Below are 22386 nucleotides of genomic sequence, written 5' to 3' on the forward strand. Positions count from 1 at the left end.
CCCCTGACGCCTTCGCCGTCGCGGCCCCGCCCCCGGCGGACGCCGTCCGGCACGCCCCCCAGCGCGTGCCCTGCAGCGCGCGCCCTGCGACACCACCGTGAACAGTCCTGCGCACGGCCCGAGGAAAGGATCGACCGCCCGTGGAAACCTTCACCGCCGCCGTCCCCGACGAGGGCCTGCTCGGCTTCGTCCGCGGCTCGTCCCTGGACGCCAAGGCCCGGACGCGGATCGCCGAGGCCGTCCCGGACGAGTTCTTCACCTACCCCGGCGGTCTCACCGCCCGCGACCGCCAGGCGCTGACCTACGAGCGGCTGCGGCGGGCGGGCCTGGCGGCGCCGCCCGCGGCCGAGCTGCTGGACGACCCGCCGGCGCTGTGCGCGCTGCTGGAGCGCGCCGCGATCGCCGACCCGGCGCTGTTCCACGTGATGCTGCTGCACTACACCCTGGCGCTCGGCCCGATCCTGCGGTTCGGCGCCGCGCAGATGCCCGAGACGGGCGCGCGGGGGGTGCGGGAGGCGCGGGACGCGCTGGCGTCGATGGACTCGTTCGGGACGCTGCTGATGACCGAGGTCGGGCGCAGCAACAGCCACCTGTCGCCGCGCACGATCGCCCGCCACGACCCGGCGTCGGGCGGGTTCGTGCTCAGCACCCCCGACGCGCAGGCCGCCAAGTTCCCCACCAGCACCGCGCACCCGCGCGTCCCCAAGACCGCCGCCGTCTACGCCACCCTCGTCCACGGCGGCGCCGAGCGCGGCGTGTTCGTGTTCGTCGTGCCGCTGCGGGGACCCGGCGGCGCGGTCGCGCCGGGTGTGCGGGTCGTGGACGCGCCGGAGACGACGGGGCTGCAGGTCGACTACGCCGCCGTCCTGCTGGACGATCTGCCCGTCCCCTACGGGGCGTGGCTGCGCGACGGCGCGTCCATCGGCGCCAACGGGTCCTTCCACGACCCGGCCGGGTCGGCGGCGGCGCGGCTGACCCGCTCGATGGGCATCGCCCCGGCGGTGTGGCGGGCGGTGATCTCCGCGTCGGCCGCGATCACCCGCGCGTCGGCGGGGACGCTGCTGGCGCATTCGGCGGGCCGGACCACGCTGGGGCGGCTGGCGCCGCGGCGCCCGCTGACCGACTACCGCAACCAGCAGGAGGCGGTGCTGGGCGCGCTGGCCGCCGGGTACGCGCTCACCGCCGTCGCCGAGCACGTCAAGACCGCCCGCACCGCCGCCGACCACCCCGGCGGCGCGGCGGGCGGGCCGGAGACGGCGTGGGCGCCGTGGTCGGCGGTCGACCGGGACCTGGCGCTGCTGAAGGCCGCCGCGACCGTCCAGGCGCAGGAGACGGTGTCGGCGTGCCGGGTGCACAGCGGCGCGCCCGGGTTCGCCGCCGTCGAGCGCCTCAACGCCTACCGGGGCCTGGCGCACGCCTACATGAACGCCGGCGGCGACAACGAGCTGATCCTGTACGACACCGCCCGCGCGATGGCCGACCTGGACCGCTACGTCCCGCCCGAGCCGGGCGCGGGCCCGCCTGACGGCGGTGACCTGGCCTCCCCGCGGGTGTGGCTGTTCCTGGCCCGCGAGGCCGAGCGGCGGATGCGCGACCGGCTCGCCGCGCGGGTCGCCGAGGCTCGCGGCGGCGATCCCGGAGACCAGCCGGACGCGTTCGCCGCGTGGAACGGCAACCTGGTCCTGGCGGCCAGGACCGCCGCCGCGAGCGCGGACCGGATCGTGCTGGAGATCGTCGGCGCCGCCGCCGAGTCGGGGCCGCCCGCGCTTCGGCCCGTGCTGGGCCTGCACGCCCTGAACGTGCTGGAGCGTCGCGCCGCGGACCTGCTGAACGAGGGCGCGGCGCCGCCGGGGTTCCTGGACGAGGTGTGGGCGGCGCGGCGGCGGGCCTGCGACGAGCTGGCCCCGCGCGCGGGCTCGCTGGCCGCCGCGTTCGAGCTGCCCGCCCCCGTCACGTCCCCGACCGCGTTCCTCACCTCCCTCTGACGCCCTCGGCGCTCTCTCGGGCGTCTCGGGGGCCGCGGGACGTCCGGTGCCCTCCCCGCCGGGGCGTCTACCGGACGGATGACAGGCTGGCGCGGGCACCGGAGCGGGGAAGAAACCGCACGCCACGCCGTGAGTTTGCCAAGGAGGCGGGGGAACCCGCGCGATGTGGCTACCGTTCTCGTTAGACAGACGAACACGCGCGGGTGACAACGGGCCCGCGCGGGCCGATACGGAGGTAGACACAGTGGGAGTCAGTCTGAGCAAGGGCGGCAACGTCTCGCTGACCAAGGAGGCTCCAGGACTGACCGCCGTCGTGGTCGGTCTGGGCTGGGATGTTCGGACCACGACCGGGACCGACTTCGACCTGGACGCCAGCGCGCTGGTGTGCTCGGCGGAGAACAAGGTGCTGTCGGACCAGCACTTCGTGTTCTTCAACAACCTCAAGAGCCCCGACGGCTCGGTCGAGCACACCGGCGACAACCTCACCGGCGAGGGCGAGGGCGACGACGAGCAGATCAAGGTGGGCCTGTCGACGGTCCCGGCCGACGTCGCCAAGATCGTCTTCCCGGTGTCGATCTACGACGCCGACGGCCGCCAGCAGAACTTCGGGCAGGTCCGCAACGCCTTCATCCGCGTGGTGAACCAGGCCGACAACAGCGAGATCGCGCGCTACGACCTGTCGGAGGACGCCTCGACCGAGACCGCGATGGTGTTCGGCGAGCTGTACCGCAGCGGCGACGAGTGGAAGTTCCGCGCGGTCGGCCAGGGGTACGCCTCCGGCCTGTCGGGCATCGCGTCCGACTTCGGCGTGAACGTCTGAGCGTGCGCGGCGGCCGGACGCCGGCGCGAGCGCCGGAGACGCCGTAGTCCGGACGGACGTGTCGGGGCGTCCCGGGGACCCGGTCCCCGGGACGCCCCGTTTCACGCGCCCGGGCCGGGGCCGCCCGGCCCGGGCGGTGCGGCGGTCCGAGGGAAGATCTTGGCCTGCGACAATGGGGGCATGAGCGAGCGCGGGCCCATCGACTACTGGCTGTCGGACATGGACGGCGTCCTGGTGCACGAGGGGCGTCCCGTGCCCGGCGCCGAGGAGTTCATCCGGCGGCTGTCGGCGTCCGGCAAGCCGTTCCTGGTGCTGACCAACAACTCGATCTACACCCGCCGGGACCTGTCGGCGCGGCTGGCGGCGGCGGGCCTGCGGGTGCCGGCCGAGTCGATCTGGACCTCGGCGCTGGCGACCGCGAAGTTCCTGGCCGACCAGCGGCCCGAGGGGTCGGCGTACGTGATCGGGGAGGCGGGGCTGACGACGGCGCTGCACGAGTCGGACTTCGTGCTGACCGACATCGACCCCGATTATGTGGTGCTCGGCGAGACCCGCACCTACAGCTTCTCCCAGATCACCCGCGCGATCCGGCTGATCGAGGGCGGCGCGCGGTTCGTGGCGACCAACCCCGACCCGGTCGGCCCGTCCCCGGAGGGGTCGCTGCCCGCGTGCGGCGCGGTCGCCGCGATGATCACCCGCGCGACGGGGGTGGACCCGTACTTCGTCGGCAAGCCGAACCCGCTGATGATGCGGACGGCGCTGAACGTGGTCGGCGGGCACAGCGAGCGCACCGCGATGGTCGGCGACCGGATGGACACCGACATCGTCGCCGGGGTCGAGGCGGGGCTGGAGACGATCCTGGTGCTGACCGGCGTGACCGGCAAGGACGAGATCGCCCGGTTCCCGTTCCGGCCGCACCGCGTCGTCGCGTCCATCGCCGACCTCATCGACCTGGTCTGACCCCGCGTCCGCGAGCCCGCGCGGCGGCCGTGCCCCGCCCAACAGTGGCGGGGTCAGCGAACGGCGCCGAGGGCCGCCATCAGGCCCATCGTGTCGGACACGACCCAGTACTCGGCGAACCGGCCGTCCTCGGCGCGGAAGATGTCCTGCCCGGAGAACGACACCGGGGTGCCGGGCGCGGCGGTCGCGCCGGGGACGCCGCCGCGGTACTCGCCGTGGAAGGTCCAGCCGGCGGCGACCATCCCGTCCCCGACGACGGGCCCGACGTCCAGGGTGGTGCGGACGCCGGCGAAGTACTCGTGGGAGCGGCGGACCTGCTCGACCGCCTCGTCGGGCCCGTGCACCTCCAGGCCCGGCCAGTGCCCGGTGAAACCGGGGGAGAGGATCTCCCCGGCGACGGCGTAGTCGCCGGTCCACACCTCGAACAGCCAGCGCCGGTACAACTCGTCCAGCATCTCCATCCCTCCACGCTGACCGCGCGGGGACGGCCGTGTCAAACGTCGTAGACTCGGTGCGGCCATGCGCACGATCAAACAGGCGGGGTCCCGCGAGCTGGAGATCCGCCGGTCGCGGTTCGTGTGCACCCTCGCCCGCGCCGCCGGGGAGGACGAGGCGGCGCGGTTCCTGGACCGGCACCGGCGGGCGCACCGCGACGCCGCGCACAACTGCACCGCCTACGTGGTCGGCGAGCACGGCGAGATCACCAAGAGCAGCGACGACGGCGAGCCCGCGGGCACGGCCGGGATCCCGATGCTGGAGGTGCTGGTACGGCGCGGCCTGACCGGCACCGTCGCGGTCGTCACCCGCTACTTCGGCGGGGTGAAGCTCGGCGCGGGCGGCCTGGTCCGCGCCTACGGCCAGGCGGTCGCCGGCGCGATCGACGCGGTCGGGGTGGTGGAGCTGCGCCCGGTGGTGACGGTCACCGTCGGGGTCGGGCACGCGCTGGCGGGACGGTTCCTCGGCGACCTGCACGCGCGGGGCGTCCCCCCGGGCGACGTCCGCTACGGCCGGGACGTCGAGGCCGACGTGGCGGTGCCGCTGCCGGACCTGGAGGAGTTCGAGGCGTGGGCGGCGCAGGTCACCGCCGGGCGCGCGTCCCTGCGCCGCGGCGCCCCCGGATACGTCGAGGTCCCCGTCACCCCGTGACCACGCCACCTGCGCCGGCTCCCGAGTCCGAGGGTCCGGCGTCCCCGGCATGGCGCGCGGGCGGCGCGGGCGGGCGGCGCGCGGCGACCGACCGCCCTGGGCCGGGGGTCGGTCGGCGAGGAACTCCGACAGGACGGGTGCGAGGCCGCCGGGAGGGGGGAGACGTCGTGGTCTGGCCGCCCAGGGCGCGGTGCGTCCCGTCCGGCAGGACCGCGGCCGGCCGCCGCGCGACGTCGCGCGTCCACGTCTGGGCCGGCTCCGCCGGGCAGGCGCGGTAACCGGCGGCGTCCGGCGGCGGGGCGGTGGTGTAGCGTGCCCGGCGATGACCAGCAGGTTGATCCGGACCGGCCTTGCCCGGCCCGTGATCCCCGACGTGCCCGGCGGCGCCTGCGCGGCGCCGAGGGAGGCGGCGGGTGGGACGTTCCGCCGTGAGCCGCCCGCCCCCGCGCCGCCCACGCTGGCCGCGCAGGCGGGGTGATGGCGGGGCTGGACGTTTCCGCGGTGGTGGCGCTGGCGGTGATCGGGCTGGTCGCCGGTGCCGGGATCGCCGCGGTGGGGCCGGGCGGTGTGCTGGCCACGGCGGGCCTGTTCGCGGTGACGGCGCTGCCCCCGTCGCAGGTCGCGGTGACGGCGCTGGCCACCAACGTCGCGACGGGCGTGCTGGGCGCCGCCGTCTACACCCGGTCGGGGGAGCTGCGCGAACCGGGGACGCGGCGGACGGCGGTGCTGCTGTCGGGCGGGGCGGTGGCGGGCACGCCGCTGGGCGTGCTGGTGAACGGGCTGGTGACGGGCCGGGTGTTCGGCGTGCTGCTGGGGGCGCTGATCGCGCTGGTGGCGGTGCTGCTGGCGGCGCTGTCCCCGGACTCGTCCGAGCCGACCGCCGCCGCGCCGCCGCCCACCGCGAGCCCGTCGCAGACGGCGCCGGCCGCCACGTGCTCCGTCTCGTACCGGATCGTCGGGACGTGGGAGCAGGGGTTCCAGGCGGCGGTCCGGATCACGAACCGCGGCGGCGGCGCCATCGACGGCTGGACGCTCGGCTTCGAGTTCCCGGACGGGCAGGCGATCGTCCAGCTGTGGAACGGCAGCCAGGTGCAGAGCGGCTCGTCCGTCACCGTGAGGTCGGCCGACTGGAACAGCTCGATCCCGCCCGCCGGGTCGGCCGAGTTCGGCTTCCTCGGACGCCAGGACGGCGCGAACTCCGCCCCGTCCCGCTTCACCCTGAACGGCGCCCCCTGCGAACCCTGACGCCCGCCGTTCGCGTCGTTACCCGGGGCGGACGTGGGGCGGGAGCTTCTCGGGATGGCGCAAGTGGTGGACGACGTCCCCGGCGAGCAGGACGGTCAGCCGGCGGGGATCATTAGTTCGACGCCGATCAGGGACGCGAGGACGAGGGTGCGCTGGGGCTCGGGGAGCGGGTGGAAGAGGCGGACGGTGTGGCTGCGGCGCCGCTCGCCGTACGTGGAGTGTCCGGTCTGGTAGGTGGCGATCTGGGTGCCGCCGGGGTCGGCGATCGTGCCCGGCTCATGGGGGTTCCGCAGGCCGGGGGTGGTCAGGAGCGCGGTCTGGTTCCCCTGCGCGTCCAGCAGGGCGTAGCGGCCGCCCTGCTGGCCGGACATCAGCTTGAAGATGCCCTTGACCCCGCCGGTGGAGACGGCGATGGAGCCGATATGGCCCCCGTTCGGGGCCACCACGTGGGCCGGCTGAGGGCGCATGGGGTCGTCGGTGCGGTCGATGTAGAAGTACGGCGTCTGGTCGGGGCCCGCGACGCAGAGGACGACGCGGCTCTCGTCGTGCTGGGCGTGCGGGTTGGCGTAGGGCATGGCGGCCTCGTCCGGGCGCCTGACCTGGACGCGGGTGACGTTGGCGAGCAGCTCGCCGCCGTCGTGGAAGACGTACTCGCGCGGGCGCTGCGGTTCGTCGATCGTCCAGGTCAGAGCCTCGTACAGGGTCGGCACGTCAGCTCCGGGTCAGGTCGAACGCGAGGGGCGAGGCGATGACGAGCGTGCGCAGCGGGTCGGGGAGCTGGTACATCAGCTGCAGGGAGTACCGGTCCTTGAACGTGGCCTCCTTGACGTCGGCGCGCGCGATGCGCTGGCCGTTCATGTCGGTGTAGTCGCACGCGACGGGGACCCACCGGACGTTCTCGGCCGCGCCCGTCCGCCGCATCTCCCACGCGAGCTCGCACAGGGGGCGGTCGGCGGAGTCGAGGAGGCGGTGCCGCATGGCCGCCGCCCCGGCGAGGGCGCCGAGCATGCCCCGGCCGACGCCGCCGCCCGCCATCTGCTGCGCCACGCCGACCAGGTCGTACTGGAACCGGCCGATGACGGTCCCGTCGGGGGCGACGATCGCGACGGGCGCGCCGTCCTGGCGGTCGACGTAGAACAGGGGCGCCCCGTCGAGGCCGGAGACCTGGACGACGACCCGCGCGTCCTTCAGGCCGGAGCTGAACATGCCGATGAGCCCCTTGCGCGGTTTCGGGCCCGAGACCTGGGTGGCCTGGCCGAGGGGCCGGTCGTCCTGGCCCTCGATCCGGTACTCCAGTTGCGACGACTGCTGCTCGATCTTGAGGAAGGGCGAATTCAACAAGTCGGTCATGACAGGTCAGCCTAGCGGCGGCCCGCCCGGTCCGTACGCCGCGAAGGGCGATACCACAGCCGTTCGCCGAATTGCGTCCGTGATCATTGCACATTTGGGCAGACTTGGTTTAAGTGTGAACGGGTGGCCAGCTTGGGACGAAGAATGGCCTTGTTTGGGGGAGTTTGTCGCACCTAGTGTCGGGGCGTGCGGCGGGACGTCCACCACAATTCGGCGCCCGGCCGGCCAATGCCGCAGATCGCGGCGGGCAATTCAGGGAGGAATTCATGCACATGTCACGTGCCCGTTTCCGATGGGCCGCCTTGCTGGCGGGAATGGCGGTCGTCACGCAGGCCGCGCCCGCGCTGGCGGCGCCCGCGCAGGCGAAGGAGCCGGTCGGCGCCTACCTGCTGATGGTGGCGCCCGAGCACGGTTCCGTCACCGCGGTGAACCTGTGGTGCCGCCCGGACGGAGGGACGCACCGGTCCCCGTCCGAGGCCTGTGACCAGCTTGAATCCGTCAACGGCGAGGTGCGTCGGATCGCGGAGAAGCAGGGGGCTTGCACGCTGGAGTACGCGCCCGTCCGGGTGATCGCCGACGGCAGATGGCGGGGGAAGGCGCGCCATTTCGCCAAGACGTATCCGAACCGGTGCGCGGCCGTCCACCAGACCGGCGGAGTCCTTTTCCGGTAGAGCACCCCAGGGACGCGGGCCGCCGGGCGATCGGGTGGGGTCCGTCCGGCGGCCCGCATTTTACGGAGGCGTCACGAGATGTTCGTTTTCGGGCCGGATGTTCTGGTCACATATGAGCGCACCGGAGGATTCGCCGGAATTCCGGAAAAGGTGACGGTCGGCGTTTCCGGGGCGGCCGTCGTCAACGGCAGGAAGATCACGCTCGACGACGCGGAAATGCGCGGCCTGCGCGCGGCGCTGAACGGCGTCGTGACCACATGGTCGTCCACGGCGGGATGCGACGTGGCCGACCACTTCACCTACACGCTGGCCTACCGCGGCTACCGGGCGACGCGCTGCTGGCTGCCGTCCGACTGGCGGGCGGCGGTGGAGCGGCTGGAGGCGCTCACCCGCCGGGAGGCGGCCACCAGCCGGGAAACGCTCCCAGGGCGGGAGGCGCTCACCCGGCGCTGACGGCGCGGGTGTGGAGGTCCCGCATCGCGGCCTCCAGGGACGCGACCGGGCCGTCCACCGGCAGGCCCGGCACGACCTCCTGGACCGGGATCGCGGCGACCGGGCCGGGCTCGACGCCGAGCTCGGCCCGCCACGCCCCGAGCTGCGCGGACGAGTGGACGTAGACGATCCGGCCGAGGCCCACCCAGCCGTGCGCGGCCGAGCACATCGGGCAGTGCTCCCCGGACGTGAACACCGTCGCCGCCGCGCGCTCCTCCGGCGTCAGATGAGCGGCGGCCCACCGGGCGGCCTCGAACTCGGGGTGGCGGGTCTGGTCGCCGTCCGCGGTGCGGTTGCGGTCCTCGAACAGCGCCTCGCCCGACCCGGCCACCAGCACCGTCCCGAACGGCTCGTCGCCCGCGTCCAGCGCCTCGGTGGCGAGCTCGACGCAGCGGTTCAGATGGACGAGCTCCCCGGCGGTCGGTTCGTAGGCCATGGAACGATCATGTCAGGCGGAGTCGCGGAGGACCAGGTGGGGCCGCAGGATGACCACCGGGTCGGCGACCGTCTCGCCGCGGATCCGCGACACCAGCAGCCGCGCCATCTCCCGGCCCATCTCCTCCGGCGACTGGTGGACGGTCGTCAGCGGCGGATCGGCCAGCGGCGCGGCCGCGGAGTCGTCGAACCCGATGACGGCGACGTCGCCGGGGACGCGGCGGCCGTGCCTGCGCAGGACGCGCAGCGCGCCGAGCGCCATCGGGTCGTCGGCGGCGAACACCGCGTCCACGGACGGCTCGGCGGCCAGCAGCCGCTCCGCAGCGGCGATCCCGCTGGCCTCGCCGAAGTCGCCGTACTCGACCAGCTCGGGCAGCCCCGCCGCGGCGAGCGCGTCCCGGTACCCGGCCAGCCGGTCGATGCCGACGCCCATGTCCTGCGGCCCGGCGATGGTCGCGATCCGCCGCCGTCCCGCGGCGACCAGGTGCGCGACGGCCTCGCGGGCGCCGCTGCGGTTGTCGACGTCGACGTAGCTGACCGGGGAGAGCCCGGGCGGGCGGCCGCCGAGGACGGTCGGCACGCCGTTGGCCTCCAGCTTCGCGGGCAGCGGATCCTCGGCGTGCAGGGACGTGAGCAGGACGCCGTCCACGTGCTGGGTGGTGAGGTAGTCCTCGAGGCGCCCGTACTCGGCGGGGGAGCGGGCGAGGGCGAGCAGGAGCTGCAGCCCGGTGTCGGCGAGGCCGTTGCCGATGCCCCGGATGATCCCGGCGAAGTACGGCTCGTCGAACAGCCGCTGGTCCGACTCGGCGACGACGAGCGCGACGGTGTCGGTGCGGCGGGTGACGAGGGTGCGGGCCGCGCGGTTCGGCACGTACCCGAGCTCCTCGATCGCCTTCAGCACCGCGTCCCGGGCGCGCGGGCTGACCCGCGGCGAGCCGTTGATCACCCGCGACACCGTGCCGCGGCCGACCCCGGCCCGCGTCGCGACCTCCTCCAGGGTCGGGCGCGTGCTCCTGCCCGCCATCTGGCCCCCTTCCCGTCCGTGCCGCCCGTCCCGCGCGGCCGCCCCGCGCGGTCAGCCCCGCCCGGGGAGCCCGCCGCGCTCGATCACACCGGCGTACCACCGCGCGCTGTCCTTGGGCGCGCGGCGCTGCGTGGCGTAATCGACGTGGACGAGCCCGAAGCGCTTGGAGTAGCCCCAAGCCCACTCGAAATTATCCAGCAGCGACCACGTGAAGTACCCGCGAAGCGGCACACCGCCGGAGACGGCGTCGTGGCACGCCCGCAGATGCGCGTCCAGGTAGCCGATGCGGCCCGCGTCCTTCACCGCGCCGTCCTCGTCCGGGGTCTCGTCGTAGCCCGCGCCGTTCTCGGTGATGTACAGCGGGACGGACGGGTACTCGCCGTGCACCCGGGTCAGCACCTCGTACAGCCCGCCCGCGTCGATGTCCCACCCCATCCCGGTCACCGGCCGCCCGGATGGGACGAACCGGACATGGCCGCTCCCGACCCACGGGGAGTGCGTCGCGAACGGCGACGACGCGGCCTGCGCCGCCTCGCCCGGCGTGCCCGCGACGGTGTGCCGCGAGTAGTAGTTGATGCCGAGCTGGTCGATCGGCTGGTGGATCACGGCCAGGTCCTCGCTCGGCGGGTTGAACCCGTGCCCGGAGGTGTCGGCGAGGACGTCCCACGGGTAGCGGCCGAGCAGCAGCGGGTCGAGGAACAGCCGGTTCTGCAGGCCGTCGACGCGGCGGGCCGCGTCGACGTCGGCGGGGTCGTCCGTCGCGGGCGACACCGCGTACAGGTTGACGGCCGCGCCGAACCGGTTGCCGGGGGCGTGCGCCCGCATCGCCTGGACGGCCAGGCCGTGGCCGAGCATCAGATGGTGCGCGGCGTGCAGCGACGCGGACGGGTCGCGGCGCCCCGGCGCGTGCTCCCCGGACGCGTACCCGAGGAACGCCGCGCACCACGGCTCGTTCACCGTCGTCCAGTGCCGGACGCGGTCGCCGAGCGCCTCGTGGACGTGGGCGGCGTACTCGGCGAACCGGTGCGCCGTCTCCCGCTCGGGCCAGCCGCCCTTGTCCTCCAGCGGTTGCGGGAGGTCCCAGTGGTAGAGCGTCGGCCAGGGCTCGATCCCGGCGTCCAGCAGCGCGTCCACCAGCCGCCGGTAGAAGTCGAGCCCCTCCGGGTTGAACGCCCCGGACCCGGCGGGCTGCACCCGCGGCCAGGAGATCGAGAACCGGTACGAGGTGAGCCCGAGGTCCTCCATCAGCGCGACGTCGTCGCGGAACCGGTGGTAGTGGTCGACGGCGACGTCGCCGGTGTCGCCGCCGAGGACCTTGCCGGGCGTCCGGGCGAACGTGTCCCAGATGGACGGCCCGCGTCCGCCCTCGTCGGCGGCGCCCTCGATCTGATAGGCGGCGGTGGCGGCTCCCCAGCGGAACCCGGTCGGGAACAGCGCGGCGGGAGCCGCGCCGGTGTCGTCGCTGGTGTCGTCCTGTAGGGAGGTCACGCCTTCACTGCACCTTCCATGATTCCGCCGATGATCTGGCGGCCGAAAACGATGAAAACGATGAGGAGCGGCAGGATCGCCACGCTGGTCCCGGCGAACATGAGCGTGTAGTCCTTGAAGTACGCGTTCGCCAGGTTGTTGATGGACAGCTGCACCGTCGGGTTGTCGGGGCTCAGCACCGCGAGCGGCCACATGAACTCGTTCCAGGTCTGCATGAACGTGAACAGGCCGAGGACGCCCGCGGCGGGACGCAGCGCGGGCAGCACGACGCGCCAGTAGATGCCGAACGTGGTGCACCCGTCGACGCGGGCCGCCTCGATCAGCTCGTCCGGGACGGCCTGCTCGGCGTACTGCCGCATCATGAACACGCCGAACCCGGTGACCAGGAACGGGACGATGACCGCCTGCAGCTGGTTCTGCCACCCCAGCTCCACCATGATCATGTAGAGCGGGATGATGCCCATCTGCACCGGGATCATCATCGTCGCGACGATGGTGAGCAGCAGCGCGTTCTTGCCGCGGAAGCGCAGCTTGGCGAACGCGAACCCGGCCAGCGAGGCGAAGAACACCGTCGAGATCGTCACCGCGCCGGACGCGATGGCCGAGTTCAGCAGGCCCTTGGCGAAGTAGGCCTCGGGGTTGTCGAACAGCCGTCCGACGTTGTCGGCGCCCTGCGCGCCGGGCAGCAGCGGCGGCGGGACGTCCGCGACCACGCTGTTCGTGCGGGTCGCCACGATGATCATCCAGTAGATGGGGAACAGGGACAGCGCCAGGGCGGCGACCAGCGTGAGGTACGTCAGCGGGCTGGCGTTCCAGAGCCCGCGGAACCGTCCGGGATGCCGGGCCTCCCGCTCGGAGCGCCGGGGCCCGGCCAGGAGCGTGGTCATCTCGTGCCTCCCGTCCGGCGGACCGCCAGAAAGTTGATCAGGGAGAACACGATGATCAGCACGAACAGCGCCCAGGCGACGGTCGCGCCGTAGCCGTACCGGTCGTGGCCGAACGCGTTGTCGTACATGTACATCGTGATCGTCTGGAACTGGTGCGCCGGGCCGCCGTCCATCTTGTTGGGCGTGCCGACGCTGAACAGGACGGGCTCGGTGAACAGCTGCAGCCCGCCGATCGTCGAGATGATCACCGTGAAGATGATCGTGGGCCGCAGCATCGGCACCGTGATCTGCCAGAACTGCCGGAACCTGGACGCGCCGTCGATCGCGGCGGCCTCGTACAGGTCCTTCGGGACCGCCTGCATGGCGGCCAGGTAGATCAGCGCGTTGTAGCCCGTCCAGCGCCAGTCGACCATCACCGCGATCGCGATCCAGGACCAGCCGCGGCTGCTCGCCCAGGCGATCGGGTCGATCCCGGCCAGCCCGAGCGCCCAATTGATCATGCCCCAGTCCTTGTCGAACATCTGGGTGAACACGATCGCGACGGCGGCGGTCGAGGTGACCAGCGGCGCGACCATCCCGATCCGGAACAGGGTCGGCACCCGCATCCGCCGGTTCAGCGCGTTCGCGATCATCAGCGCGATCAGCAGCTGCGGGACGGTCGCGACGACGAAGATCCCGAGGGTGTTGACCGTCGCGTGCCAGAAGTCGGCGTCCGTCAGCAGGTAGTCGTAGTTGTCGAGCCCGACGAACTCCCGCGTCCCCGACGCCAGCTCCCACTCGTGCAGCGACACCCACAGCGTGAAGCCGAGCGGGAACGCGCCGAACACCAGGAACACCAGGTAGAACGGCGAGATGAAGGCGTAGGGCGCGCCCTTCAGGTCGAGCCGGGCCGCCCGGGACCGCCACGTTCGGCGCGGTCCCGGGCCGGCCTTCGCCGAAGCGGGCGGCGGCCCGTTCCGGCTCGGGCGCAGATCGGTGGCCATCGCTACCTTGCGGCCTTCTCGGCCTCGCCGACGGACTTCGACCAGGCGTCCTCGGGCTTCTGCTCGCCCTGACCCACGGAGATCAGGACGTTCTCGACCGCGGCCCGCACGTCCTCGTTCTTCGGCCCGAGGTAGACGGGCTTCACCGCGGCGACGAGCCGCCCGAAGTTCTGGCCGATCGGGGCGTCGCTGAAGTACGCGCTCTTCGCGCCCGCGACCGCCGGGTTCTGCGCGGCCTGCGGCGAGGACGGGAAGACGTTCGCCTCCTTGAACGCGCCGACCTGCCCTTCCGGCGAGGTGAGGAACTTGGCCAGCTCGGCGGCGGCCTTCGCGTGCTTGGTCTGCTTCGGCACGGCCAGCCACGACCCGCCCCAGTAGCCGGAGCCGCCCGGGGTCGTCGCGACGTCCCACTTGCCCTTGCCCGCGGCGCCGGAGAACTCCTCGATGCCCCCGAGCATCCAGGACGGGCACGGCACCGTCGCGAACGTGTCGCGCTTGAGCGCGGTCTGCCACGGCGGTGTGAAGATCGACATGTCGGCGGTGAGCTTGCCCTGCGCGAACTTCAGCGACGTGTCGAACGCCTGCCGCACGGCCGGGTTGGAGTCGAAGACGAGCTCGTCGTCCTTGTCGAAGAAGCTGTGGCCGGGCCCGCCGCCCGCGTTCTGCAGGACGGTCGCGCGGAACACGGCGGTGGGGCCGTCCAGCCACTTGCTGCCGGGCACCTCATGCTGGAACTTCTGCCCGGTGGTCAGGAACGCGTCCCAGGTCGGCCACAGCTTGCCGACGTCGTCGCGCTCGGTCGGCAGGCCGGCCTTCTCGAACAGGTCCTTGCGGTAGCACATGGCGAGCGGTCCGACGTCGGTGCCGAGCCCGACGAGCTGCTCACCGTCCGCGCTGACGCCCATCTGCCACTTCCACGGCAGGAAGTTCTGCTCCAGCGCCTTGCCGCCGTGGTCGAAGAGGTCGACGAACTTGGTCCGCTGCTGCATGTAGAGCGGCAGGATGCCCTCCTCCAGCATGACGACGTCGCCGGCGCCGCTGCCGGTGGCCATCCACTGCTGGATGCGGGGCTTGTACTCGTCCAGGCTGGACACCTTGCGCTGCTTGATCGTGACGTTCGGGTGCGACCGCTCGTACTGCTTGTAGAGCGCGTCGTAGCCCGGCTCGCCGAAGACGTCGACGGTGAGCTCGACGGGCCCGCCGTCCGAGCCGCCCTCCTCGCCGCCGTCGCCCCCGCAGGCGACGGCGAGACCGCCGGCGAGCACCGCCGCCATCGCCGTGCTCAGGCCGCGCCGCATGATGGCCCTCATCGCGGACCCCTCTCAGGTCGTGACTGCCGTTCCGGGTGTGGGAGCGCTCCCACGAAGGAAAGACCGAACCCGGCTCAGTGTCAATGGACCGATGCATAACCGTTACAAGTCGACACCCGCGGGCGCGCGGCGTCTACGCGGCGCCGGCCCCGCGGTCGAAGACCTGTTGATCTCCATCCGGCGAAGGAGCGTGGACCGGTGACCCTCGCCGCGCTCACCGCCCGGCTCGAAGCCGAGCGCGACCGCAGTGACCTGCCAGAAGTCCCGGCGAATCGCCGTGCCGTCCACGACTTGGAGGTCCGGACGCGCATACGCTGAACCCTGAGGTGCCTCCCCTCCGTGCCACGGATCATACGGACCGTTTCACAACGCAACCGCCGCGTGCGTCCGCCACGTACCACGGGTGATTGCGAAGCCGAGGAAGGGGAGCGATGCGCGACCAGGGCATCGAGCAGAACGACATCGCGGAGGCGGATCTGCGGACACGGCGGGGCGTGTTCCGCGCCGTCGCGTTCCGGGACCCGGTCGACGGGCACGAGCACATGGCGCTCGTCCGCGGCGCCGTCCGGGGCCGGGAGGACGTGCTCGTCCGGACGCATTCGGAGTGCATGACCGGCGACATCTTCGCCGCCACGCGCTGCGAGTGCGGGGACCAGCTCGGCGCGGCGCTGGACGCGATCGTCCGCGAGGGCGCCGGTGTCCTGGTCTACCTGCGGGGGCACGAGGGGCGCGGGATCGGGCTGGTGGCGAAGGTCCGGACCCACATCCTGCAGGACGACCAGGGCCTCGACACCGTCGACTCCGCCACCGTCATCGGGCTGCCGGTCGACGTCCGCGACTACGGCCCGGCCGCCCGCGTCCTGCGGTACCTCGACGTCCGGTCGGTGCGGCTGATGTCGAACAACCCGGCCAAGGTCAGCGCGCTGGAGTCCTACGGCGTCGAGGTCGCGGCGCGGGTGCCGCTGCTCGTCCCGGTCAGCGACGACAACGTCCGGTATCTGACGGCGAAGCGCGACCGCCTCGGCCACGACCTCCCGCAGCTCGACCCGCTCGATCCGCTCGACTCGCTCGGCGGGACGACGGTCGGCGAGGTCCGCCGATGACGCGCCCGATGACCGCGCCCCGGCCGGTCGGGGTCGTCTGGCGCGCCGCCGCGCCGCCGCGGCGGAAGGGGCTGCGGCTGACCAGGGGGCCCGAGCTGGCGGGCGCGGCGGGCGTGCAGGTCGCGCTGGTGGCGGCGCTGCGGCCCGGCGTCGCGGGCCTGGCGGTGGGCGTCGTGTACGCGCTGTCGGCGTGGGCGATCCTCAGCGCGGCGTTCCGCCGGCGGCGGGCGCTCGGGCCCGCCGATCACGTGACGCTGACCCGGGTTCTCCTCACCGGCGGTGTTTCCACCCTGGTCACGGGGCATCTCCTCGGTGGCGGGCACACGTGGACGCTCGTCGCGGTCGCGTCGGCGGCGCTCGTCCTGGACGGGGTGGACGGGCAGGTCGCCCGCCGCACCGGGACGGCGTCGCGGCTCGGCGCGCGGTTCGACATGGAGGTCGACGCCTTCCTCGTGCTGGTGCTGAGCGTGCACGTCGCGTGGACCGCCGGAGCGTGGGTGCTGGCGATCGGCGTCATGCGGTACGCGTTCGGCGCGGCGGCCTGGGCGGCGCCGTGGCTGCGCGCCGACCTGCGGCCGAGCATCGCGCGGAAGGCGGTCGCGGTGGTGCAGGGCGTGACGCTGGTCGCGGCGGCGTCGGGCGTCGTCCCGTACGCGGGCGCGCTGGTGGCGGCGGCGCTCGCCCTGCTGGTGTGGTCGTTCGGACGGGACGTGGTGTGGCTGTTCACACGCCGTGAACTGCGCGCCGCGCGGCGGCTCCGGGGGAGCCGGGGGAGTCGGGGGAGGAGCACGGATGGTGCGCGAAGCCCGCGCGTTCTGGATCCGGTCGCCCGGTAGCGGGGAGATCCGCGACGAGGTGCTGCCGGAGCCGGGACCCGGTGAGGTGCTGGTCCGGACGCTCTGCACCGGCGTGAGCCGGGGCACGGAGGCGGTCGTCTTCCGCGGCGGCGTCCCGCCGAACCAGCACGCGGTCATGCGGGCGCCGTTCCAGGACGGGACGTTCCCCGGCCCGGTCAAATACGGATACCTGAACGTCGGCGTGGTCGAGGACGGCCCGTCCGGCCTGCTCGGACGCCCGGTGTTCTGCCTGTATCCGCACCAGACCCGGTACGTCGTCCCGGCGAGCGCGGTCTGTCCCGTCCCGGACGACGTGCCGCCGGAACGCGCCGTCCTCGCCGGGACGGTCGAGACCGCAGTTAATGCCCTATGGGACGCGGCGCCCCTCATCGGCGACCGCATCGCCGTCGTCGGCGCCGGGATGGTCGGCTGCTCGGTCGCCGGTGTCCTCGCCGGATTTCCGGGGTGCCGCGTGCAGCTCGTGGACACCGACCCGTCCCGCGAGGGCGTCGCGCGGGCGTTCGGCGTCGAGTTCGTCCTGCCCGAGCAGGCGGACGGCGGCTGCGACCTGGTCATCCACGCCAGCGCCACCGAGGCGGGGCTGGCGCGCTCGCTGGAACTGCTCGCCCCGGACGGCGAGGTCGTGGAGCTGAGCTGGTACGGGGACCGGCGGGTCGCCGTCCCGCTCGGGGAGTTCTTCCACTCGCGGCGGCTGACCGTCCGGAGCAGCCAGGTCGGCGCGGTGCCGCCCGCCCGCCGGTCGCGCCGCGGCTTCGCCGACCGGCTGGCGCTGGCGCTGCGCCTCCTCGCCGACCCCGCGTTCGACGTGCTGATCACCGGCGAGAGCGGCTTCGCCGAGCTGCCGCGGATCATGCCGCGTCTCGCGAGCGGTGAACTTCCCGCGCTCTGCCACCGAATCACCTACTGAAACCCCGACCGAACCCCGACCGACCGACTGGAGAACGCACCGTGTTCGCGATCACCGTCCGCGACCATGTCATGATCGCGCACAGCTTCCGCGGCGAGGTCTTCGGACCGGCGCAGCGGCTGCACGGCGCCACCTACGTGGTGGACGCGACGTTCCGCCGCCCCGGCCTCGACCCGGACGGCATCGTCGTCGACATCGGGCTCGCCACCCGCGAGCTGGGCGAGGTCCTGGCCGCGCTGAACTACCGCAACCTGGACGACGAGCCCGACTTCGCCGGCGTCAACACCTCGACGGAGTTCCTAGCCAAGGTCATCGCCGACCGCCTCGCCAGCCGGGTCCACGCGGGCGCGCTCGGCGAGCACGCGCGCGGCCTCGCCGGAATCACCGTGACGCTGCACGAGTCGCACGTCGCCTGGGCGAGTTACGAGCGCGAGCTATGACCGCCGCCCAGGAGATCTGCTTCGTCGTCCCCGGCGACATCGACGACGCCGACGTGCCGAGCGGCGGGAACCACTACGACCGGATGCTGTGCGAGGAGCTGGCGGCGTCGGGACGCCCCGTCCGGGAGCTGGCGGTGCCGGGGGCGTGGCCGCGCCCCGACTCCGCCGCCCGCGCCGGTCTCGCCCGCGCGCTCGCCGGGCTGCCCGACGGCTCCGTCGTCCTGCTGGACGGGCTGGTGGCGTGCGGCGTCCCCGAGATCGTCGTCCCGGAGGCGGGACGGCTGCGGCTCGCCGTCCTCGTCCACCTCCCGCTGGCGGACGAACCAGGGCAGTCCGATCTGAACGCCGCCGAACGCAAGACCCTGGAGGCGGCCGGCGCGGTCGTGGCGACCAGCCCGTGGGCGCGTGATCACCTCATCGCGCATCACGGCCTCGAAGCGTCCCGCGTCCACGCCGTCACCCCCGGAACGGAGTCCGCGCCGCTCGCGACCGGCACCGACGGCGCGACCCGGCTGCTGTGCGTGGCGTCCGTGACCCCCCGTAAAGGCCACGACGTCCTGGTCGAGGCCCTGGCCACCGTCGCGCATCTGCCCTGGCAGTGCGAATGCGTCGGGCCGCTACGCCGCGACCCCGAGCACGTGACGCGCCTGCAGCGGCTGATCGCCCGGCACCGCCTCGGCGATCGCGTCCGCCTGGAGGGGCCGCTGACCGGCAAACGCCTCGACGACGCCTACGCGTCCGCCGACCTCGTCGTCCTCGCGTCCCGCGCCGAGACGTACGGGATGGTCGTGACGGAGGCCCTCGCGCGCGGCGTCCCCGTCGTCGCCACCGCCGTGGACGGCGTGCCCGACACCCTTGGCTGGGACACGTCCGGGGCCGTCCCCGGACTCCTCGTCCCGCCCGACGACCCCGGCGCGCTGGCCGCCGCGCTGCGCCGCTGGCTCGTCGAACCCGACCTGCGGAGCCGCCTGCGCGCCTCCGCCCGCCTGCGCCGTGACACCCTCCCCGGCTGGGACGACACCGCCCGCCGCATGGCCACCGTCCTGTCCCGGCTCCGGAGGGAGAACCGATGAACGCGCACAGCGCCGGGGGGCTTGGGGGGTCGTCCCCCCAGAGTGAGACACCGCGCTTCGATCCGTCGTGGCTGGCGCTCCGCGAGAGTGCGGACGCCGCCGCGCGCGCCGCCGAGCTGCTCGTGCCGCTCCGCGCCGCCCTTCCGCCGGACGAGCCGCTGGTCATCTGGGACCTCGGCTGCGGCACCGGTTCCCTGGGACGCTGGCTGTCCGGGCGGCTGCGCGGCCCGCAGCACTGGATCCTGCACGACAACGACCCCGCCCTGCTCGACCGGGCCGCCGCCAACATCTACACCACCGCCGACGGGCGCCGCGCGACGATCGAGACCCGGAAGGGCGACGTCGGCTCGCTCCAGGCGTCCGACCTGGTCGGGGCGTCGCTGGTCACCGCGTCCGCGCTGCTGGACGTCCTCACCGCCGCCGAGATCGAGACCATCGCCGCGGCGGCGGCCTGCCCGGCGCTGCTGACGCTGTCGGTGGTCGGACGCGTCCGCGTGTCCCCGCCCGACACCCTGGATGCCGAGATCGCGGCTGCCTTCGACGCGCACCAGCGCCGCGGCGGCCTCCTCGGACCGGACGCCGTCACCGTCGCGACCGAGGCGTTCGGACGGCGCGGCGCCACCGTCCAGACGCGGCCGAGCCCGTGGCGGCTGGGGCCCGGGCAGTCCGCGCTGACCTCGGCATGGCTGCGCGGCTGGGTCGCCGCCGCCACCGAGCAGCGCCCCGACCTGGCCCCCGCCGCGGACGCCTACCTCCGCCGCCGCCTGGACGAATGCGCCAAGGGCGCGCTCACCGTCGAGGTCCATCACGTCGACCTGCTGGCCGTGCCCGGGAGGACGTCGTGACGCGACTCTGGCCCTGGCTGCGCCTGCTCATCGGGCTGGGCATCCTCGCCGCGCTCCTCTGGTGGCACAGCACGGACGCGTTCCTGGACGCACTCCACGCCATCGACGCGCGCTCCATCATCATCGCCCTGGCCATCGGCCTGCTGACGACCCTGTTGAGCGCGGCGAGGTGGCGCCTGGTGGCCCGCCGCCTCGGCCTCGATCTGCCCCTGACCAGCGCCGTCACCGACTACTACAAGGCCCAGTTCCTGAACGCCGTCCTGCCCGCAGGGATTCTCGGGGACGTCCACCGCGCCGTGAGCCACGGCCACCGCTCGGGCGCCAGCGGGCTCCGGGCCGTGTTCCTCGAACGGATCACGGGCCAGGCCGTGCCCGTCATGGTGGGCGTGATCGTCCTGTTCACCCAGCCCGCCGTGCTGTCGACCATGACCCCGGCGCTGATCGCGCTGGCGGTCGTCCTGAGCGTCCTGCTCATCATCGCCCGCCGGCGCCACCGCGCTCTGGCGGCGACGTTCGCGGACGCACGCGCCGTCCTGGACGCCTGGCCCGCCATCACATTCCTGTCGGTCGCCGCACTGGCCGGGCACCTGACACTGTTCGTGGTCGCCGCCCGCCTGGCAGGCTCCACAGCCCCGCTTCTTGACCTGCTGCCCCTGCTCCTCCTGGCCCTCCTCGTGATGGTACTGCCGGTGAACGTCGGCGGCTGGGGCCCGCGCGAGGCCGTCCTCGCGCTCGCGTTCGGCGCGGCCGGGCTCGGGTCAGCGCAGGGACTGACCGTCTCCGTCGTGTACGGCGTGCTCACCTTCGTCGCGTGCCTGCCCGGCGCCGCGACCCTGCTGCTGAAGCGCCGCGAGGCAGTCCCCGAACGACGCGACGAGGCTCGCCAGCGCGTCCCGGCCCTTGCCGGCGCGGGCCAGTGACGGCCGCCCGATGACGCCGGACGCGGTGTAGGCGGCCATCCCCGCGGTCAGCAGATGCCGCCGGTCATCGGCCAGATGATCGGCGGTCTCGTACCCGTCCCTGACCAGCTCCGGATGGGCGTGCAGCAGGATGGACGTCTCCAGCTCCCCGGCATGCATATCACTCACACCAGACGTCTCGATGCCCGCCGCCCTCCGCACGTTCTCCCACTCGTCCAACCCCGGGAAGAGCGCCATGGCGCCGTGCGCCTCCTGGACCACGTTCCCCAGCACGTAGTTGCCCCCGTGCCCGTTGACCAGGACGAGCTTCGGCACCCCGGCCCGGACGAGCGACTCGGCGACGTCCCGCACCACCGCGTGCAGGGTCGCCGCCGAGATGCTCACCGTCCCGGGCCAGGCCGCGTGCTCGTGCTCATGCGAGCACGAGATCGTCACGGGCGGGAGCGTCCGCACCGGGTACGCCTTCGCGATCTCCGCCGCGATCGTGCAGGCGATCACCGTGTCCGTCGCCAGCGGCAGGAACGGGCCGTGCTGCTCGTGGCTCCCGATCGGCAAGACCGCTACGGGGACGTCCGGTACCTCGGAACTCGTGTGCGTCGGCAGCATGCGTCCCACCCTGCCGCACCCGCTCCACCAGCGAAACCAGCGCCATCGCCCCGGCCAGCAGCGCGGCGGCCACGATCCCGTCCGTCCAGTAGTGGTTGGCCGTCACGACCACCACGAACACCGTGATGGGCGCGTGCATCGCGATCACCCACCGCCACCGGCTCCGCGACACCCGCACCACCGCGACCGCCACCAGGATCGCCCACCCGATGTGCAGCGACGGCATCGCCGCGTACTGGTTCGCGATCCCTTCCGCCGCCCCCGCCGGGTAGGCGGACGGCCCCACCGTCAGCATCGTGTCGATGGCCCCGATCTCCGCCAGCCGCGGCGGCGCCAACGGAAACAGCATGTGCACCAGCAGCCCCGCCGCCGTCAACGCGACCAACTCGTTCCGCACCCGTCCGTAGGACGACCGATGCCGCACGTACAGCCAGACCAGCAGAAGCGCCGTCCCCGGAAAGTGCACGCCCACGTAGTACACGTTCGCGAGGAGCGCGGTGTGATCCCACCCGAGCGCCCACTGCTGGAAGTCCACCTCGTTGGGCAGCCACGACCGCTCGAAGTCCCACAGCCATGCGGCGTTCGCCATCGCCTGGGCGGGCCCGTGCTCGACCAGCGTCCGCCCCCACTTGTAGAAGGCGAACAGCACCGCCAGCAGCCCGACCTCTGTGACCAGCGGCCGCACCACCCCGCGCCGCATCGCCACGCTCGCCATGTGTCCTCCCCGTGCCGGTCGTCGTCGTCCAATGACAACCTTCGCGTCCGACATTTCAGGAGGCACTGGCCCCAGCCACCCGAACCGGGAAGGGAAAGCCCCCACCCCGAGGTGGAGCTAGCCC

At 73.4% G+C, this 22386-nt stretch carries 24 protein-coding genes and 2 pseudogenes; 15 read left to right on the forward strand and 11 right to left on the reverse strand.

Annotated elements, in window-relative coordinates; all coding sequences use genetic code 11:
* Positions 1–140: 140 nt before the first annotated feature.
* The 3 genes from E1287_RS32460 (at position 141) to E1287_RS32470 (ending at position 3765) form a co-directional block, all read left to right on the forward strand.
* Positions 141–1985, forward strand: a complete 1845-nt coding sequence (locus tag E1287_RS32460) for an acyl-CoA dehydrogenase (protein WP_131969094.1) — start codon at positions 141–143, stop codon at positions 1983–1985.
* A gap of 244 nt (positions 1986–2229) precedes the next feature.
* Complete coding sequence (locus E1287_RS32465; protein ID WP_131969095.1) at positions 2230–2805, forward strand: TerD family protein; 576 nt, start codon at positions 2230–2232, stop codon at positions 2803–2805.
* Between the two features lie 180 nt (positions 2806–2985).
* Positions 2986–3765: an HAD-IIA family hydrolase gene (locus E1287_RS32470; RefSeq protein ID WP_131969096.1), complete on the forward strand. Its 780-nt coding sequence runs from the start codon at positions 2986–2988 to the stop codon at positions 3763–3765.
* A 53-nt stretch (positions 3766–3818) separates the two neighbouring features.
* Here E1287_RS32470 and E1287_RS32475 read toward each other — a convergent pair whose 3' ends face one another.
* Entirely contained in the window at positions 3819–4220 is a 402-nt protein-coding gene (locus E1287_RS32475; protein WP_243719583.1) for an ester cyclase, read from the reverse strand.
* 64 nt (positions 4221–4284) lie between these two features.
* Here E1287_RS32475 and E1287_RS32480 point away from each other — a divergent pair, with 64 nt between their 5' ends.
* From E1287_RS32480 to E1287_RS44130, 3 genes are all read left to right on the forward strand, one after another.
* Entirely contained in the window at positions 4285–4911 is a 627-nt protein-coding gene (locus E1287_RS32480; RefSeq protein ID WP_131969098.1) for a YigZ family protein, read from the forward strand.
* Between the two features lie 322 nt (positions 4912–5233).
* The gene (locus tag E1287_RS44125) at positions 5234–5389 is read left to right on the forward strand and encodes a hypothetical protein (protein ID WP_165969303.1); all 156 of its coding nucleotides are present in this window, start codon (positions 5234–5236) and stop codon (positions 5387–5389) included.
* On the forward strand, positions 5389–6156 hold the full coding sequence (locus E1287_RS44130; RefSeq protein ID WP_165969304.1) for a TSUP family transporter: 768 nt from the start codon (positions 5389–5391) through the stop codon (positions 6154–6156). The genes E1287_RS44125 and E1287_RS44130 overlap by 1 nt, the downstream gene beginning before the upstream one ends.
* A gap of 95 nt (positions 6157–6251) precedes the next feature.
* On the opposite strand, the gene E1287_RS32490 is transcribed toward E1287_RS44130, so the two are convergent.
* Positions 6252–6866: a hypothetical protein gene (locus tag E1287_RS32490; RefSeq protein ID WP_131969099.1), complete on the reverse strand. Its 615-nt coding sequence runs from the start codon at positions 6864–6866 to the stop codon at positions 6252–6254.
* Between the two features lies 1 nt (position 6867).
* Positions 6868–7506 carry a hypothetical protein gene (locus E1287_RS32495; RefSeq protein WP_131969100.1) on the reverse strand — a complete coding sequence of 213 codons (639 nt, stop codon included), beginning with the start codon at positions 7504–7506 and terminating at the stop codon, positions 6868–6870.
* Positions 7507–7772: 266 nt separating this feature from the next.
* Between E1287_RS32495 and E1287_RS32500 the strand changes: the two genes are divergently transcribed.
* Both E1287_RS32500 and E1287_RS32505 read left to right on the forward strand, forming a co-directional pair.
* On the forward strand, positions 7773–8177 hold the full coding sequence (locus E1287_RS32500) for an SSI family serine proteinase inhibitor (RefSeq protein ID WP_131969101.1): 405 nt from the start codon (positions 7773–7775) through the stop codon (positions 8175–8177).
* A gap of 78 nt (positions 8178–8255) precedes the next feature.
* Entirely contained in the window at positions 8256–8630 is a 375-nt protein-coding gene (locus E1287_RS32505) for a hypothetical protein (RefSeq protein ID WP_131969102.1), read from the forward strand.
* Here E1287_RS32505 and E1287_RS32510 read toward each other — a convergent pair.
* From E1287_RS32510 to E1287_RS32535, 6 genes are read right to left on the reverse strand one after another with little or no spacing between them, the layout of a single operon-like run.
* A complete protein-coding gene (locus E1287_RS32510) occupies positions 8617–9105 on the reverse strand; it encodes a nucleoside deaminase (RefSeq protein ID WP_131969103.1) in 489 nt (162 codons plus the stop codon). The genes E1287_RS32505 and E1287_RS32510 overlap by 14 nt on opposite strands.
* A gap of 12 nt (positions 9106–9117) precedes the next feature.
* Positions 9118–10128 (reverse strand): LacI family DNA-binding transcriptional regulator, encoded by a 1011-nt coding sequence (locus E1287_RS32515; protein WP_131969104.1) that lies wholly within the window; start codon positions 10126–10128, stop codon positions 9118–9120.
* Positions 10129–10179: 51 nt separating this feature from the next.
* A complete protein-coding gene (locus E1287_RS32520; RefSeq protein WP_207934600.1) occupies positions 10180–11616 on the reverse strand; it encodes a GH1 family beta-glucosidase in 1437 nt (478 codons plus the stop codon).
* The gene (locus tag E1287_RS32525; protein ID WP_131969105.1) at positions 11613–12503 is read right to left on the reverse strand and encodes a carbohydrate ABC transporter permease; all 891 of its coding nucleotides are present in this window, start codon (positions 12501–12503) and stop codon (positions 11613–11615) included. The genes E1287_RS32520 and E1287_RS32525 overlap by 4 nt, the downstream gene beginning before the upstream one ends.
* Positions 12500–13486, reverse strand: a complete 987-nt coding sequence (locus tag E1287_RS32530; protein ID WP_131969106.1) for a sugar ABC transporter permease — start codon at positions 13484–13486, stop codon at positions 12500–12502. Before E1287_RS32530 ends, E1287_RS32525 begins: the two co-directional genes overlap by 4 nt.
* 2 nt (positions 13487–13488) lie before the next feature.
* Entirely contained in the window at positions 13489–14796 is a 1308-nt protein-coding gene (locus E1287_RS32535; RefSeq protein ID WP_131969107.1) for an extracellular solute-binding protein, read from the reverse strand.
* Positions 14797–15227: 431 nt separating this feature from the next.
* Between E1287_RS32535 and E1287_RS32540 the strand changes: the two genes are divergently transcribed.
* The 7 genes and pseudogenes from E1287_RS32540 to E1287_RS45975 all read left to right on the forward strand — a co-directional run.
* Positions 15228–15899, forward strand: coding sequence for a GTP cyclohydrolase II (locus E1287_RS32540; RefSeq protein WP_131969108.1), 672 nt, complete (start codon positions 15228–15230; stop codon positions 15897–15899).
* The gene (locus tag E1287_RS32545; RefSeq protein WP_243719584.1) at positions 15896–16735 is read left to right on the forward strand and encodes a CDP-alcohol phosphatidyltransferase family protein; all 840 of its coding nucleotides are present in this window, start codon (positions 15896–15898) and stop codon (positions 16733–16735) included. Before E1287_RS32540 ends, E1287_RS32545 begins: the two co-directional genes overlap by 4 nt.
* Positions 16692–17663: a zinc-binding alcohol dehydrogenase gene (locus E1287_RS32550; protein WP_131969109.1), complete on the forward strand. Its 972-nt coding sequence runs from the start codon at positions 16692–16694 to the stop codon at positions 17661–17663. Before E1287_RS32545 ends, E1287_RS32550 begins: the two co-directional genes overlap by 44 nt.
* Positions 17664–17704: 41 nt before the next feature.
* The gene (locus E1287_RS32555; RefSeq protein ID WP_131969110.1) at positions 17705–18103 is read left to right on the forward strand and encodes a 6-carboxytetrahydropterin synthase; all 399 of its coding nucleotides are present in this window, start codon (positions 17705–17707) and stop codon (positions 18101–18103) included.
* Complete coding sequence (locus tag E1287_RS32560) at positions 18100–19176, forward strand: glycosyltransferase family 4 protein (RefSeq protein ID WP_131969111.1); 1077 nt, start codon at positions 18100–18102, stop codon at positions 19174–19176. Before E1287_RS32555 ends, E1287_RS32560 begins: the two co-directional genes overlap by 4 nt.
* A complete protein-coding gene (locus tag E1287_RS32565) occupies positions 19173–20021 on the forward strand; it encodes a class I SAM-dependent methyltransferase (RefSeq protein WP_131969112.1) in 849 nt (282 codons plus the stop codon). Before E1287_RS32560 ends, E1287_RS32565 begins: the two co-directional genes overlap by 4 nt.
* A pseudogene (locus tag E1287_RS45975) lies at positions 19949–20776 on the forward strand (lysylphosphatidylglycerol synthase transmembrane domain-containing protein); the annotation flags it as partial. The gene E1287_RS32565 and the pseudogene E1287_RS45975, both read left to right, overlap by 73 nt.
* 3 nt (positions 20777–20779) lie before the next feature.
* Here E1287_RS45975 and E1287_RS32575 read toward each other — a convergent pair.
* Both E1287_RS32575 and E1287_RS45980 read right to left on the reverse strand, forming a co-directional pair.
* Entirely contained in the window at positions 20780–21547 is a 768-nt protein-coding gene (locus E1287_RS32575; protein ID WP_131969113.1) for a creatininase family protein, read from the reverse strand.
* Between the two features lie 49 nt (positions 21548–21596).
* A pseudogene (locus tag E1287_RS45980) lies at positions 21597–22316 on the reverse strand (phosphatase PAP2 family protein); the annotation flags it as partial.
* Positions 22317–22386: the final 70 nt, after the last annotated feature.

Source organism: Actinomadura sp. KC06, assembly GCF_004348735.1.
GTDB lineage: Bacteria > Actinomycetota > Actinomycetes > Streptosporangiales > Streptosporangiaceae > Spirillospora.